Source organism: Nocardia gipuzkoensis, from assembly GCF_021183645.1.
Classification (GTDB): domain Bacteria; phylum Actinomycetota; class Actinomycetes; order Mycobacteriales; family Mycobacteriaceae; genus Nocardia; species Nocardia abscessus.
The window spans coordinates 1,968,584-1,982,262 of the sequence record NZ_CP089225.1 but is presented as its reverse complement, the minus strand read 5'-3'; the positions used below and the strand labels follow the sequence as shown (position 1 = coordinate 1,982,262).

The window sequence follows — 13,679 nt, the reverse complement described above, 5'->3', positions numbered from 1 at the left end:
ACCTAACCACGCGAGACTTCCCGGTGGTCAGACTTGCGCGAGGCGTAGTAGGTGGGCGGCGAACTCCTCGTCCGACACGGGGGCGAGGGTGAGATCGTGCGCGGTGGTGAGCAGGTAGCGCCCGTCGCCGGTGAAGTCCAGCCAGGTGCGGTGGCGGGTGGGCGGGGACATGGGATTCTCCGGCTCCACCGTGACGGTGATGAAGCCGCGTCCGTCCACCGGCTTGCGCAGGGTTTGGCGGAATTTCGCGGCGCCGCGGTGACCATTGGTGACGAACGGCTCGGTGCGGTCCGGACTCAGCACGGCATCCTGCGGCTCGCGCATCGGGGCGAGCTTGCCCGGCCGCGCGGACCCGATGATGTGCACCAAGCGTTCGCCCACCGCACGGGCGTGGCACATCTGCACGGTCACCCGGTCGGGGGTGGCTACCAGGATGCCCGCGTGATTGTGCACCACCGCGGCGAAGGCGAGAATCCGTTCGGTTTCCGCGTCGCTGCCGTTGCGCCCGAGCGCGGTGCGTTCGCCGGAGACGGTGATGGTGGTGGCGTCGTTGCGCGCGCACAGCATCAGCGCGGCCGCCAGGTCCGGATCGGCCTGCCGGGCGAAGCGCTGCGGCAAACCGAGGGCGTGGTACTCCGATTCGGTGCGCACCGTGGCCGAGGGAACCATATTGACCGGGTAGGGCCTGCGGTCCAGGCTCGTTTCGTTCGTCCAGACATGCGTGAACTCGTCCGGGCTGAGCACCCATTTCACCGCGCGCCGCCTCCGCGGACGGCATCCGGGTCGGCCGGTGTGGCATGGTCGGCCGCCGAACCTTCGTGCGGCCGAGGGAACTGGGGAACGTGGTCGCCGGTGGCGGGCATCGTCGGGGTATAGACGTAGGTCATCGTGTCCCGGACATCCGCCTCGATGTCTGCCGCCGCACTGTCGTGTTCCATCCTACGTTTTCCACCGTAAACCGCTTCGGCGGCCGGGTCAGCGAGCGGCCGATACCGCTGCGGCGGCGCGATGGCGCCCCGGACCGTTTGCGCGGCATCGCTATTCAACTCCATCAGCCGCGCCACCGCCCGGCACACGTCCTGCGCGTCCCCGCCCGCGCGGACGAACTGCCTGGTCGCGCCCACGGCGGCGTCGGCTGCCCGGCCGGACCAGCGGGCGAATTCCCGGTTGGTGGCATCGGAGAAGGCTTGGAACGCTTCGGCCACCGCGGTGGCGTTGGCCTGCCATGCCTCGGCGATCCGGCCGAGTGCCGCCGGATCGAGGGTCTCGTGCACCAGGTCCCAGATCTGCTGATGGGTATAGGCCCCGAACAGCTCCCGGTCGGGTGCGTAAGCGGGATCGGTCGCCCCGTCGGTGAAACCGGCCAGCTCCTGCCGGATGCCATCGGCGGCTGCGCGTGCCGCGGAGTCTGCCATCCTCGCCCCCTCAGTCGGTCCCGGCGCGCCGGCATGTGCTCACCGGGGCTCCAGGTACTCGGTGATCAGCCGCAGCGCGGCCTGATTGGCCGCCTCGGCGTCGGCCAGCCGGTTGGCCGCGGCGAGATACGCGGCCTTGAACAGCAGCGCGGTCTCCTGGAACGCCGTGAGGGTGTCCAGGTATTGCCGCCCTTTGTCGGCGAATCCGCGGGTGAGCCCGTGGCCGGTGGGTAGGTCGGGAAAGCCGGTCACGTCGGTGACGAGATGTTCGCCGGTCATCGCGCGACGCAGATCGTCGACCAGTTTGTCGCAGGCGGCGGCGAGATTCTCCGCGACCGCGGTGTCCAGCTCGAACGGTTCGCCCCCGCCCGCTCCGACGGCCGCAGCGTACAGCTCTCGTGCCGTCCCCTGTCCGGTATCCGGTACCGCCACGTGGAAGCCCCCTTCCGCTCGGTCCTGTTCGTACCGCGCTGTACTGGACTCGCACTTTACCGCTCGGTACAAGACGGCGGACCGCGTCGGCGCCGGGTTGTGTGGCATCCCCGGTGACCCGACCTGCCGTTGTTACACTGACCGGCGGTCCGAGGGGCGGTGTCCGCAGGGGAAGGGGCGACCGGTGACCGAAATCCGTGGCGCAGTGCCGAAATACCTGCAGATCTCGGGACATCTGCGCGAGCTGATCGAGCGCGGCGAGCTGGCTCCCGGCGCCGAGGTGCCGTCCGAGCGCGAACTCGCCGCACGCTGGAAGGTGGCCCGCCCTACCGCGGCCAAGGCGCTGAATGCGTTGCGCCAGGAGGGAATCGTGCGGTCGCGTCGTGGATCGGGCACCTATGTGGCCGAACGCTCCGCGCTGATACGGGAGCGCGCCCCGCGATACGGAGCGCACGCTGCCGCAGGCGAATCGGTGACCGTGCTGCGAGCGGAGGTGGTCGAAGGACCGCAGGAGGTGACCGACGCGCTCGGCCTACCCGAGGCGAGCCCGGTGATCGTGCGAAAGACGCTGTGCGCGGCTGGTTCTCGGGCGGCAAGGCTCATCACCTGCTGGTTCCCCGGCGCGTTCGCCGAGGCCGCCGCCCCCTTGCTCCGCTCGGAGCCAGTACCCGGTGGAGTTTCGCGATACGTGGAAGCCGCGATCGGACGAGCCACCGCGGTCGTGCGCGCGAGCGTCGGCGCTCGGCTGGCCACCGCCGACGAGCGCCACCATCTCGGGCTCTCGAGTCCGTCGGCGGTGCTGATCGTGCACCGCGTCGGGTTGGATGCCCGCGGCGCCGCGCTCGAGTACCGCGAGACCGTCCACCCGCCCGGCCACGGAACCATCCAACAGGAGTATTCCACCAGCTCAGCGGCCGATTTCCGCCGTTGACACCGCTCGGCCGCGACTGGCATAGTCCACTTGTCGGAAGTGTCGAAGGGGTGGGGAGTGGCGATGTCCGATCAGTTGACCATCGGGGGCTGGGTGATCGTGGGGGAGCACTGCTCGGTCCGCCGGGCCCCGCTACCGCATAACGATTACCTCGCTTTCGTCTTCGAAAGCAGCGGTACGGAATTCGAATTGGCCCTGGCCCCCGCCATCCTCCATCGCATGGTCGACCTCGGCTCCGCCCCACCCACCCCCTGACGTTCCCGAACGCTGTCTCGCCATGTGCCCGTGCGGAAATACGGTGCCGATGCGAAATATGTTGCGGGCGAGCGGCGCTGCGATGTGGGCCGTGATGCACCACACTTGAAAACCATGGACTGGATCAAGATCGGCGCATTCGCCACCGGTGTTCTGAGCCTCTTGGCAACCATCTATTTCTACTATCGAGTCAACCATCGGCGACGGATACTGCTGTACGGGTTCTCCTGGGAGCGAATAGATGCGACCCTGACCTATCGCGAAGGGCATGAGAAGATCCGCTCCGGCAAGCCGTGGACCGAGAGTCCCTGTCTTGTGCAGGTGTCGTTGGTCAACCGTGGCCCCAAGGACATCAAAGCCGCAGATTTCGATGACGGTAAGCCTTTGCGGGTGGAGTTCGGCATGCCGATTCTGCATTTGCTGAGCGTTTATCCAGCTCAGATCGCCGACGGTCGTTCGGAGGGATCTGCCCTCGATATCGGCCCGAGACGGCTCGAGAGGGGGCAACGATACGCGTTCACCGTCATGATCGACGGCACACCTCGCAAATCCGTCGAAGCGGAAATCGTGGATACAGATCTCATAAATGAAGATGACATCTACGGCGATGAGGAGCTCGGTAAGTTCTTCACATCCATTGCCGTCGGGTTTTTCGGTGCGGTAGTGCTCCTATCGGCCCTCGTGTTCTTTGCGCTTTGACTGCTGCTGAACGGGCCTCGGTGGGCGACCTTCGGCTTCTCGGTCCCGAGCCTGCTGAACTCACGCTCGATGCGCGGCGCGTCCTCGGGCACGTGCATCGGCGCTCATCGGAGTGCGCTCCACGACCCACCTGACGGTGGCCCAGGCAGGGACCTACGGTTCACGCATCCGCGCGTTGCCCCTGTGCCAAGGCGGCCAGCTCCGCGAAGTGAACCACGTTCCCGCCCGCGCCCCAGGTGCCTTCGGGCTGTTCGTGGACGAGCACCCACACCCGCAAGCCTTCGGTGTCGCCCAGTCCCGCCGCGGCCGAGACGTCCGCGGTCACCTCCTGGATCAGGCCCGCTTTGCGGCGATCGGACAGCGCGCCCGCGGGCACAGTGACGTCGACCCGGAATCGCGGGAACTCGTCCTCGGCGCTGCCGAAAGCGTCCGCCGGGACCTCATCGAGGCGAGTCCACGCCAGCGCGCGGAAGAAGGCCGTGTCGGGCGCTCCCTCCCACCTCAGCAAGGTGGCCGCGAGCGTCTTCCGCAGTGTGGCGCGGGTATCGGCGGGCAGCACTCCGGCGGGCAGGGTCAGCTGGATCATCGGCATGTCGAACTCCATTCGGAACGGGAGCCATCGTTTATAACGACCGTTATAACACCTGCACGGTACGCTATGACAGTCGTCATGGGAAAGGGAAGGAGAAGCGATGGCCGAGACGCCGCAGGCGCGCGAGCGGATGGTGGCAGGCGCGGCCGACATGATCCGCCGCCGCGGCCTGAACGCGACCAGTGTGCGGGAGCTGGCCAAACATGCCCAGGCGCCGCTGGGCTCCACCTACCACTACTTCCCGGGCGGCAAAGCGCAGCTGGCCGCCGAAGCCGTGCGGTTCGCCGACGCGCTGGCCGCCCGCAAACTCGCCAAGGGCCTGTCGGCCGGGCCGGTCGCCGGGCTGCGGTCGTTCGCGGACATGTGGCGAAAGGTCGTGCTGGACAGTGATTTCCAGGCGGGTTGCCCGGTGCTCGCCGTGGCGGTCGAAGACCCGGGTGACGACGACCGGCCACAGCGGGCGGCCGCGGCCGCGTTCGAGAACTGGACCGGGCTGCTGGCGCGGTCGCTGCGCGAGCACGGCGCCGGCGACATCGATGCCGAGCAGACCGCCACCCTGATCGTGGCCGCGGTGGAGGGCACGGTGGCGATGTGCCGCGCCGAACGCAGCACCCGCCCGCTCGATCACACCGTGGACAGGCTCGAATTCCTGATCCGGGCCGTCACCGCGGGCTGATCATCCGCCGGTCCGGGTGCGCAGCCGATCGCGTGCGACAGCTCAGTGCCCGGCCGTGGCAGCGGGTTTCGTCGCGCTGACGTACTGGAGCAGGCGATGGACCCGCTGATCGATCTCCACCAAGCCGTGCTCGGCGAAGAGGGCCGGGAAAGTCCGGGTGCCGAACACCCGCAGTCCGCTCCAACCGCCGACCACGCGGCTCACCTCGCCGAACGGGTTGGCGGCCCGGTGGCTGGTGGTGATCGCGATGCGGCCACCGGGGGCGAGCACGCGGATCATCTCGCGGGCGGCGACGAGCGGGTCGGGAATGAGGTAGAGCGCGCCGAAACAGCAGACCGCGTCGAAGGTTCCGTCCGCGAACGGGAGGGTGCGCGCGTCGCCGCGCAGGTACCCGACCCGCGGTCCGGGGTTGTCGGCGACGGCGCGCGCCAGCATCGGCTCGGAATAGTCCAGGCCGATCGCGTAACCGTCGCCGGACAGCGCTTCGCTCAGGTGCCTGGTGAAATTTCCCGGCCCGCAGGCGATGTCGAGCACCTTCTGCGCGCCGCCGAGCCGCAGGGTGGCGACCGCGTCGCGCCGGTCCGCCGCGGTGGTGCGGCCGCTGGCCAGATAGAACAGCGCCGGCCGCCAGGCTCGTTCGTACACCGCGGCGAGCGCCGGGGCGTTCATCGTCTTCCGTGCGATGTTCACCGTCATCGCGTTCCTCAGGCGCGATCGACCGTGATGGTCATGCCCGCCGCTCGCAGCCGGTCGGTGAGCGCGTCGCCCATCGCCGCGGCCGGTGTGAGCACGCCCGCGAGCTCGGGTTGCTTGTCGGTGTCGAATGCCAGGCACAGGCCGCTCTCGCCGAGCAGCACCGCGGTGGCCTGGTAGCCCGGGTCGCCGGTGCCCGCGAAGGTGGCCACGTACTTCGCGCCCGAGGTGGTGTGGGCGAAGGTCTTCATGCTGAACCAGCCACTGGTGCGGGCCTTCTCATCGGGCCCGGTGCCCGGCTTGGGCAGCACGCGGTCCAGCAGCTTGCGGCCCGCCGACGCCCGCGACAGCAGCGCGCCCGCCGTCAGGCCCACCACGATGCCGCCCGCCATGCCCGCCGCCACCAGCGGAGCCACCCGCGACCTTCCCGCGCTCATCACTTCGCGGTAGCGGAAGTTCTTGCCGTACACCCAGCCGAGCAGCCCGTTGGTGCGGCGCACGATCTTGGTGTTGTGCGCGGCCATGACGAACGTGCTCACCCACCCGTCCAGGCTCGGGTCGATGGCACTCGCCCGGGACAGCGCCTGATCGGACTGGCGGCCGACGTCGGGATCCATCGACTTGTCCGGGCTCAGCGAATACGGGTGTGACAGCACCGCGCCCTTGGCCGGGTCGGCGGCGATCGCCTCCATCATGGCGCGGCCGGAATCGATGGTGCCGCCGCTGACGCCGCCCTTGAGCGAAGCCACCAGCGTGGTGTCGACGAGTTCACCGGTGTTGTCCTCCACCGTGCGGCGGTAGAGCTGGTAAACACTCAGATCCGACGGAATGGAGTCGTAGCCGCAGGAATTCACGATTTTCGCGCCGGTCGCGGCGGCCTGTTCGTGGTGGGCGTCGATGGCCTCCCGGATGAACAGCGGCTCACCGGTGAGGTCGGCGTAGTGGGTTCCGTTGGCGGCGCAGGCCGCCACCAGCGGCATCCCGTAGCGCAGGTACGGGCCGACGGTGGTGACGACCACCTTGGTGCGCGCGGCCAGCTCGTCCAGCGCGGTCCGGTCGGTCGAGTCGGCTACCACCAGGCCCCAACTCGCCGCCTTCGGCCCGAGCCCGTCACGCACGGCGGTCAGTTTGTCCAGCGACCGTCCCGCCAGCGCGATCCGGGCGGATTCCGGCGCGGCTCCGGCGAGATACTGCGCGGTCAGCTTGCCGACGAAGCCGGTGGCGCCGAAGAGGACTAGGTCGAATTCCCGAGTGTCTGCCATGGTCTTCCGTTCTGCGGTCGTGTCGCCGGTCGGCGGCTACTTCGTGGTCTTCTTGCGCGCCCGGAGCGGCGCGGCCCGCGGCCGGTCGGCGAGCCAAGCGTGATGCGCGCGGCCGAGCTCGGTGACAGGCGGTTCGTCGTAGAGCCATTCCCGCGAGATGCGATGCCAGTTCGCGGTGCACCCGAGCTGGCCGAGCATGCCGAAGGTCAGGAAATCGGCGCGGCGGGAGAAGAGGTGCTCGGGCGGCAGATTCTGCTGCTTCATGCCGGTGAACTCGCTGGCCCTCGGGTCTACCGCGAGCAGGAACGCGCCGCTGGCCAGTTCGGGGGTGATGGTCAGTTCCTCGTCGACCAGACACCACTCCGAGGCGGCCAGCACGTATTCCAGGCACTCCTCGGCGCCGATCTCCTGCGGCGAATCGATCACGCCGCGCTGGATCATCAACTCGCGCAGATCTTCCGCCCGCTCTTCCGCGGCGGCGCGCAGGCAGACCAGCTCGAACTGCACGTGCTCGGGGTCCATCCGGTTGAACAACCCGAAATCCAGGAAGCCCACCCGGCCGTCCGCGGCCAGCAGCACGTTGCCGGGGTGCGGGTCGCCGCAGAACTCGTTGAAGGTGAACAGCGATCCCACGTAGAACCGGTAGATGATCTCGCCGATCCGGTTGCGCTGCTCTCGGGGCAACTGCCGGATCTCCTCGAAGCCCTTGCCTTCCACGTACTCGGTGACCAGCACCCGTGTGGTGGACAACTCCGGCAGCGAGCGCGGCACGATGACGAACGGGTGCTCGGCGTAGATCTCGGCGATCTGCAACTGGGTGGCCGCCTCGGCCCGGTAGTCGAGTTCGGCCTCCATGTTCAACCGCAGTTCGTCCAGCACCGCGGGCGTCACCCACGGCATCGCGGACTGCAGCACGCGCCGGAACATGGCGAGATTCTTCAGATCCGCGCGCACGGCGACGTCGATGCCCGGGTACTGCACCTTCACCGCGACCTGGCGGCCGTCGTGCAGCTGCGCCCGATAGACCTGGCCGATCGAGGCGGCGGCGACCGGCTCGGCGTCGAATTCGGCGAAGATCACCTCCAGCGGTTTGCCGAAATCCTCCTCGATCACCTGGCGCATGGCGGCGAAGGAGACCGTGGGCGCCGCGTTGCGCAGCACCGCCAGGCGTTTCTGGAAACGCTCCCGGTGGTCTTCGGGAACCAGATCCAGGTCGAGCACCGACATCATCTGGCCGAGCTTCATGGCGACGCCCTTCATGGTGCCAAGCACCATGACCACCTGTTCGGTGGTGCGAATCATGGATTCCTCGGCCATCTTCGCCCGGACGGCCTCGGATCTGCCCCGCATGGTCAATCGCGTGCGCTGGGTGCGAAGCACCGAACTGGCTGCTACCGCGCCCAGCTTGGTGCCACGAGCAAGCCGAGAGGTCGGTACTTGCTTCGCCATCGAGGTACCTCCGTTGGTGCCGCGGTCGGTGCGACGGACGCGCGGGTGGTGGCCGGCGCCGACCGTGAGGTCTGGCGCGGACCGCCGTCGCGTACGGCGCCGGCGGTGACGCAGCGCACTCGGCGCACCGCTCGGGTTCAGACTAACCAACGTTTCGGCAAAGTCGAGAGCGCGCGTGAACTTCAGCAAGCAGTCCAGCTAGCACCCGTGCCCGCGGCCCGGATCAGCCTTGCGCGGGCGCCTCGGGGACCGGCAGCACATGCGGCTGCGCGTTGAACACCGCGGGGGAACCGCCCGAGCGGGCCATGCCCTCGATGGCGCTCCAGGCGAGCATGGTGAGGTAGTCGATCACGTTCTCGCGCGACATCGACTTGTTCGTGGTCCACCAGTGCGTCGCCAGCTGGATGCCGCCGACCAGCACATACGACGCCAGCGCCGCGCCCTCGGTCTCGACGCCCCGGTCCTTGGCGCGCTCGGTGATCACCGCGCACACCACCTCGGCGAAGAGTTTCTCGAACTCCGCGAGCGAGGACTGGTCCGCCGAGCCGTTGCCCATGATGAACCGGTAGACCTCCGGGTCCTCGTCCACCGTGCCGACGTACTCGGCCAGCGCCGAGCGGACCAGCTGGTACTCGTCGGCGTCCAGGCTGATCGCGCCGTAGACCCGGGGCATCAGCGTGGTCTCGATGAACCGCTGCATCGTCGCGTGGACCAGGTCGTTCTTGTCGGAGAAGTAGCGGTAGAGCACGGTTTTGGACACGCCGATCTCCGCGGCGATCTCGTCCATGCCCGCGTTGCTGCCCCGGGCGCGCACCGCGGCAAGGGTGCCGTCGACGAGCTCTTCGCGCCGATCGATCTTGTGTTGCCGCCACCGGCGCTTGCGGCCGTCCGTCCGGCCGCCGCGCACCGCCGACGGTCGCTCGTCGATATCGACAAGGTCTTCGGTGGACAGCGTGGGCTCCCTCGTTCGAATGTTTCGTCTCCGGTGGCTACCAGCTTAGGTCCCCGCTAACGGTGATATGCGCGTTTGAGCCCGGATGCGGTAGGAACCACAGTGCCGGGCGCGTCGAGTGTGTCCATATCCACTCGTCCGCTCGCCCACCTCGCCGCGCACAGCAGAATAGGAGGTATGGAGAAAGCTCCCGGCAACACCGCGGTGCTGGACGCCCCGGCCGCGCCTGCCGCCGCGCCCTTCGGCTTGTCCGCCGTGCTCGACGAGGCGGCCAAGCGTCGTGACCTCTGGCGGATGAAGGCGCTCGCCACCGGCCTGCTCGGCCTCGCCACCGCGATCTACCTGTTCTGCCGCTGGACCGAGTCGCGCGGCGCGGGCGGCGACTGGGTCGGCTACCTGCGCGCGGCTTCCGAGGCGGGCATGGTCGGCGCGCTGGCGGACTGGTTCGCGGTGACCGCCCTGTTCCGTCACCCGCTCGGCTTGCCGATTCCGCACACGGCGATCATCCGCCGCAAGAAAGACCAGCTCGGCGCCAGTCTCGGCACCTTCGTCGGCACGAACTTCCTCGCGCCGGAAGTGGTGTCGGCCAAAGTGAACTCCGCGCAGGTCTCCTGGCGGGTCGGGCGGTGGATGGCCGATCCCGGGCATGCCGCGCGGGTGGCGCAGGAGAGCTCGACCATCCTGCGGGCGGTCGTCGGTGTGCTGCGCGACGAGGACGTCGAGCAGGTCATCGACAACACCATCGTCAAGCGGATCGCCGAGCCGCTGTGGGGTCCGCCGATCGGGCGGGTGCTGGCGGAACTGCTCGCCGACAACCGGCAGCTGGCGCTGCTGGATCTGCTGGCCGAGCGCGCGCACCAGTGGGCGCTGGGCTCACAGGAGACCATCGATCGGATCGTGCTGCGGGACGCGCCGCAGTGGGCGCCGAAATTCGTCAACATCCTGCTTTCCGAACGCATCTACCGGGAGCTGGTCGAGTTCACCTGGAAAGTCCGGTCCGATCCGGAGCACGAGGTTCGCCTCGCCGCGAATCGGTTCCTGGAGGAATTCGCCGCGGACCTGCAATTCGATGACGCCATGATCAAGAAGGCCGAGCGCATCAAAGCGCAGATCATGGGTCGCGAGGAGATCACCGGACTGGCTTCGGCGACCTGGCGTGCGGCGAAGCGGCTGATCCTGGAATCCGCCGACGACCCGAACAGCACGCTGCGGCGCAAGGTCGCCGAAAACGTCCAGCAGCTCGGCGAGCGATTGCGCGACGACGCGGACATGCGCGCCAACGTCGACGGCTGGATCGACCGCGGCGCTCGCTACCTGGTGGAAAACTACGCGGGCGAGATCAGCACCCTGGTCACCGACACGGTTGCCCGGTGGGATGCCGAGGAAGCCAGCAAGAAGATCGAATTGCAAGTGGGTCGCGATCTGCAATTCATCCGGATCAACGGAACCGTCGTCGGTTCGCTTGCCGGACTGGCGATCTACACGATTTCCCATCTCATGTTCGGCGGCTGACTCCCGGCGCGCGGAACGTTTGCCGAAACACTGCTAGCAGACTGCTTGCAATAGCTAGCACCCTGACCTAGACTCGAACCCGTACAACCGCCAGAAGGTGAGTGATGGCAGACCAGCCCGAGGTTTCCGCCGAGTACACCGACAGACCGGACGAGCACTCGTCCGGAGTCGGCGAACGAGGGGGTCGCGTCGTCAGCGCGGCGCACGACATCGGAGGCTTCATCAGGGCGCAGCGAGAAGCCGCGCAGGTCTCGTTGCGTCAACTCGCCCAGCTGGCGGGGGTGAGCAATCCGTACCTCAGTCAGATCGAGCGCGGACTGCGCAATCCGTCCGCCGAAGTGCTCACGCAGATCGCGAAAGCGCTGCGGGTCTCCTCGGAGGTCTTGTACGTACGGGCTGGCTATCTCGAGCAGCGGCCGCACAGTCCGGTCCGGGACGCCCTGCTTGCCGACACATCGATCAGTGAGCGGCAGAAGCAGGTGCTGCTGGACATCTATGAATCGTTTCGCCGGGAAAACGGAGGAAACGAGGCAGGGGGGGACGTATGGGACAGCGACGTTCCGCGCACGACAACCGAAACTCCGCCACGCCAGGAGAACGAAACACCATGACCGAGAAGAACGCCACCGTCACCAAGCCCTTGCTCGCCACCGTCGGCGCGGGTGACGCTCTCTATGCCGCCGTGAACGACGTCGTCGCGCAGGTGCGCGAGCGTGCCGCCGCGACCGAGGTGCAGACCAGGGTGGAGGAGGCGCGCGAGCGCTTCGCCAACGTTCCCGCCGACGTCCAGGCCCAGTTCGAGTCGCTGCGCGAGCGGCTGGCCGGGCTGCCGTCGGAGCTTCCGGACGACCTCGCCGAGCTGCGCGAGAAGTTCACCGCCGAGGAGCTGCGGACGCTGGCCGAGAAGTACTACCGCCAAGCGCTCGACATCTACGCCGACCTCGCCGTACGCGGTGAGGAGGCCATCGAGCGGCTGCGCGCCAACCACCTCGTCGAGGATCGGATCGGCAAGGTCGAGACCATCTACGGCGACGCGGTGAGCCGCGCCGAGGACGTGTTCGAGCGCGTCAACGGCCTGCTTGGCCGTCCGGTCAAGGTCGAGGCCGAGATCGAGGCCGAGGCGCAGGTCGCCCCGGCGCCGGTCGTCGAGGCCGAGGTCGTCGAGGTGACCACCGAGTCCACCCCGGCTCCCGACACCAACGGCGCCGCGAAGAAGGCTCCGGCCAAGAAGGCCGCCCCCACCGCCGCGAAGAAGGCGCCCGCGAAGAAGGCCGCTCCCAAGAAGGCCTGAACCGCCCGCGGCTGACGCCGCCCAACGCCCCCGCGCACCCCTGGTGCGCGGGGGCGTTGCTTCTATGATGGGTGGGTGAATATGGTGCACGGATTGACCGGGATGATCCTGCTGGTGCTGTGGCTGGCGGCGCTCGGTGCGACGATTTTCGCGCTGATCCACGCCGTGCGTCAGCGTCCGGACGCGTTCACCGCGGTGGACAAGCTGACCAAGCCGATCTGGCTGGGAATTCTCGGGGCGGCTGTGCTCGTGCTCGTCCTCTTCCCCGCGGGTCTGGGCCTGCTCTCCTTCGCGGCCATCATCGCGACGGGCGTCTACCTGGCCGACGTCCGGCCGAAGGTGGACGAGGTGCAGCGGGGTCCGCGCTGGTGAGGGCGTAGTTCGTCGTCTGGTAAGGGTGCTTGCACTAGCAAGCGGCGCGAATCGGGGTTACTGTATCTAGCAGTAACACAAAGGAGTGTCCGATGCGTGCCCTGCTGCCGACCGCGTTGACGAGCTTCCCGGGACTGCTCCGGAGCTTGCGCGACGCGCACAGCGCTGACCTGCGTTCGCGTACCTACCGGACCGCGGCGTTCAACCCCCCGACCGCGCCGCGCGAGGTTATTCCGGTCCGGACCGGTGACGGCGCCCTGCTGCGCGTACACGCCTACGGGCCGTCCGATCGCCCGGTCATCGTGCTCGTCCACGGCTGGACCTGCTGCTTGGAATACTGGAATCCGCAGATCAACGCGTTCGCCGGCGACTACCGGGTGATCGCCTACGATCAGCGCGGCCACGGTGAGAGCGAATACGGGTCGAGCGAGTTGACCATGGACCTGCTGGCCGACGACTTGGCCGCGGTGCTCGACGCCGCGCTCGCGCCCGGACAGCGGGCCGTGCTGGTCGGCCACAGTCTCGGCGGCATGACCTTGCAGGCGTGGGCCGGACGCTATCCCGAGCGGGTCGCACGGCAGGCGCTCGCGGTGCTGCTCACCAATACCGCTGCCGACCGGCTGATCCTGGAGACCACCATGGTCCCGCTGCTGAACCGGCCGTGGCGGTTGCTGCAGCTGAAGGTGCCGCTGCCGTTCCTGTTCGGCAGGCTGGGGCTCGGCGCTCCGATCGTATTCCCGCCCATCGCGCCGGTGCGCTGGCTGTTCGCGCGCCAGATCCTCAGTACCGCGGCCAAGGGCGAGCTGCTGGAATTCAGCATGGCCATCGTGCGGTCGTGTCCGGCCCGGGTGCGCTCCAAGTTCGGTTTCCTGCTCGCCACGATGGATGTGGGGGAGTCGGCGCGCAACCTGGTGGTCCCCACGACGGTGCTGTCGGGACAGTTCGACGACATGACGCCGCCGGTCCACTCCGAGCGTATCGTCGACCTGCTCCGGCAGACCGGCAGTCTCGTGCGCTACCAGGTGCTGCCGACCGGCCATCTCGGCAATGTCGAGGCATACGAGCGGTTCAACGAGGAACTCGGGCGCCTGCTCGCCGCGGTGGGCAAGCGTGCCCGCGCCGACCTCGCAGGCTGACCGGCCGGCTCC

Annotated in this window: 17 protein-coding genes; 9 read left to right on the top strand and 8 right to left on the bottom strand. The window is 68.3% G+C overall.

The features are described 5' to 3' along the window. Positions 1–27: 27 nt before the first annotated feature. Genes LTT66_RS09070 through LTT66_RS09060 form a run of 3 tightly spaced genes read right to left on the bottom strand, consistent with a single transcriptional unit; the run spans position 28 to position 1,847 of the window. Positions 28–753 carry an ESX secretion-associated protein EspG gene (locus tag LTT66_RS09070; RefSeq protein WP_181721539.1) on the bottom strand — a complete coding sequence of 242 codons (726 nt, stop codon included), beginning with the start codon at positions 751–753 and terminating at the stop codon, positions 28–30. Further along, complete coding sequence (locus tag LTT66_RS09065; protein WP_233065850.1) at positions 750–1,415, bottom strand: hypothetical protein; 666 nt, start codon at positions 1,413–1,415, stop codon at positions 750–752. The genes LTT66_RS09070 and LTT66_RS09065 overlap by 4 nt, the downstream gene beginning before the upstream one ends. Positions 1,416–1,454: 39 nt before the next feature. Next, positions 1,455–1,847, bottom strand: a complete 393-nt coding sequence (locus LTT66_RS09060) for a hypothetical protein (protein WP_043699109.1) — start codon at positions 1,845–1,847, stop codon at positions 1,455–1,457. Positions 1,848–2,031: 184 nt separating this feature from the next. Between LTT66_RS09060 and LTT66_RS09055 the strand changes: the two genes are divergently transcribed. From LTT66_RS09055 to LTT66_RS09045, 3 genes are all read left to right on the top strand, one after another. Then, positions 2,032–2,778 carry a GntR family transcriptional regulator gene (locus LTT66_RS09055; RefSeq protein ID WP_233065847.1) on the top strand — a complete coding sequence of 249 codons (747 nt, stop codon included), beginning with the start codon at positions 2,032–2,034 and terminating at the stop codon, positions 2,776–2,778. Between the two features lie 63 nt (positions 2,779–2,841). Next, positions 2,842–3,033, top strand: a complete 192-nt coding sequence (locus LTT66_RS09050; RefSeq protein WP_181721537.1) for a hypothetical protein — start codon at positions 2,842–2,844, stop codon at positions 3,031–3,033. A 24-nt stretch (positions 3,034–3,057) separates the two neighbouring features. Continuing rightward, positions 3,058–3,732, top strand: coding sequence for a hypothetical protein (locus tag LTT66_RS09045; RefSeq protein WP_233065846.1), 675 nt, complete (start codon positions 3,058–3,060; stop codon positions 3,730–3,732). Between the two features lie 160 nt (positions 3,733–3,892). On the opposite strand, the gene LTT66_RS09040 is transcribed toward LTT66_RS09045, so the two are convergent. Beyond that, a complete protein-coding gene (locus tag LTT66_RS09040; protein WP_233065843.1) occupies positions 3,893–4,324 on the bottom strand; it encodes a tautomerase family protein in 432 nt (143 codons plus the stop codon). Positions 4,325–4,424: 100 nt separating this feature from the next. On the opposite strand from LTT66_RS09040, the gene LTT66_RS09035 reads away from it, so the two are divergent. Further along, positions 4,425–5,000, top strand: coding sequence for a TetR/AcrR family transcriptional regulator (locus LTT66_RS09035; RefSeq protein WP_233065840.1), 576 nt, complete (start codon positions 4,425–4,427; stop codon positions 4,998–5,000). Between the two features lie 42 nt (positions 5,001–5,042). On the opposite strand, the gene LTT66_RS09030 is transcribed toward LTT66_RS09035, so the two are convergent. The 4 genes from LTT66_RS09030 to LTT66_RS09015 form a co-directional block, all read right to left on the bottom strand. Further along, positions 5,043–5,696: a class I SAM-dependent methyltransferase gene (locus LTT66_RS09030; RefSeq protein ID WP_233065838.1), complete on the bottom strand. Its 654-nt coding sequence runs from the start codon at positions 5,694–5,696 to the stop codon at positions 5,043–5,045. Between the two features lie 8 nt (positions 5,697–5,704). After that, entirely contained in the window at positions 5,705–6,955 is a 1,251-nt protein-coding gene (locus LTT66_RS09025) for a saccharopine dehydrogenase family protein (protein WP_181721536.1), read from the bottom strand. A 36-nt stretch (positions 6,956–6,991) separates the two neighbouring features. Further along, positions 6,992–8,404 (bottom strand): ABC1 kinase family protein, encoded by a 1,413-nt coding sequence (locus LTT66_RS09020; RefSeq protein ID WP_233065836.1) that lies wholly within the window; start codon positions 8,402–8,404, stop codon positions 6,992–6,994. A 223-nt stretch (positions 8,405–8,627) separates the two neighbouring features. Beyond that, complete coding sequence (locus LTT66_RS09015) at positions 8,628–9,311, bottom strand: TetR/AcrR family transcriptional regulator (RefSeq protein WP_233065834.1); 684 nt, start codon at positions 9,309–9,311, stop codon at positions 8,628–8,630. Positions 9,312–9,533: 222 nt separating this feature from the next. Between LTT66_RS09015 and LTT66_RS09010 the strand changes: the two genes are divergently transcribed. The 5 genes from LTT66_RS09010 to LTT66_RS08990 all read left to right on the top strand — a co-directional run bounded on the left by LTT66_RS09010 (position 9,534) and on the right by LTT66_RS08990 (position 13,667). Then, positions 9,534–10,868, top strand: coding sequence for a DUF445 domain-containing protein (locus LTT66_RS09010; RefSeq protein WP_195097117.1), 1,335 nt, complete (start codon positions 9,534–9,536; stop codon positions 10,866–10,868). Positions 10,869–10,972: 104 nt separating this feature from the next. Then, positions 10,973–11,479 (top strand): helix-turn-helix domain-containing protein, encoded by a 507-nt coding sequence (locus LTT66_RS09005; protein ID WP_220135407.1) that lies wholly within the window; start codon positions 10,973–10,975, stop codon positions 11,477–11,479. Continuing rightward, entirely contained in the window at positions 11,476–12,159 is a 684-nt protein-coding gene (locus tag LTT66_RS09000; RefSeq protein ID WP_233065832.1) for a heparin-binding hemagglutinin, read from the top strand. The genes LTT66_RS09005 and LTT66_RS09000 overlap by 4 nt, the downstream gene beginning before the upstream one ends. 81 nt (positions 12,160–12,240) lie before the next feature. Then, a complete protein-coding gene (locus LTT66_RS08995; RefSeq protein WP_181721572.1) occupies positions 12,241–12,531 on the top strand; it encodes a DUF2516 family protein in 291 nt (96 codons plus the stop codon). Positions 12,532–12,623: 92 nt separating this feature from the next. Next, the gene (locus LTT66_RS08990) at positions 12,624–13,667 is read left to right on the top strand and encodes an alpha/beta fold hydrolase (protein WP_233065830.1); all 1,044 of its coding nucleotides are present in this window, start codon (positions 12,624–12,626) and stop codon (positions 13,665–13,667) included. Positions 13,668–13,679 lie beyond the last annotated feature (12 nt).

Coding starts and splice junctions, on each gene's coding strand:
- LTT66_RS09005 (WP_220135407.1), top strand. CDS start 10,973: ATGGCAGACCAGCCCGAGGTTTCCGCCGAGTACACCGACAGACCGGAC.
- LTT66_RS09000 (WP_233065832.1), top strand. CDS start 11,476: ATGACCGAGAAGAACGCCACCGTCACCAAGCCCTTGCTCGCCACCGTC.
- LTT66_RS09010 (WP_195097117.1), top strand. CDS start 9,534: ATGGAGAAAGCTCCCGGCAACACCGCGGTGCTGGACGCCCCGGCCGCG.
- LTT66_RS08990 (WP_233065830.1), top strand. CDS start 12,624: ATGCGTGCCCTGCTGCCGACCGCGTTGACGAGCTTCCCGGGACTGCTC.
- LTT66_RS09025 (WP_181721536.1), bottom strand. CDS start 6,955: ATGGCAGACACTCGGGAATTCGACCTAGTCCTCTTCGGCGCCACCGGC.
- LTT66_RS09065 (WP_233065850.1), bottom strand. CDS start 1,415: ATGGCAGACTCCGCGGCACGCGCAGCCGCCGATGGCATCCGGCAGGAG.
- LTT66_RS09050 (WP_181721537.1), top strand. CDS start 2,842: ATGTCCGATCAGTTGACCATCGGGGGCTGGGTGATCGTGGGGGAGCAC.
- LTT66_RS09040 (WP_233065843.1), bottom strand. CDS start 4,324: ATGCCGATGATCCAGCTGACCCTGCCCGCCGGAGTGCTGCCCGCCGAT.
- LTT66_RS09035 (WP_233065840.1), top strand. CDS start 4,425: ATGGCCGAGACGCCGCAGGCGCGCGAGCGGATGGTGGCAGGCGCGGCC.
- LTT66_RS09030 (WP_233065838.1), bottom strand. CDS start 5,696: ATGACGGTGAACATCGCACGGAAGACGATGAACGCCCCGGCGCTCGCC.
- LTT66_RS09020 (WP_233065836.1), bottom strand. CDS start 8,404: ATGGCGAAGCAAGTACCGACCTCTCGGCTTGCTCGTGGCACCAAGCTG.
- LTT66_RS08995 (WP_181721572.1), top strand. CDS start 12,241: ATGGTGCACGGATTGACCGGGATGATCCTGCTGGTGCTGTGGCTGGCG.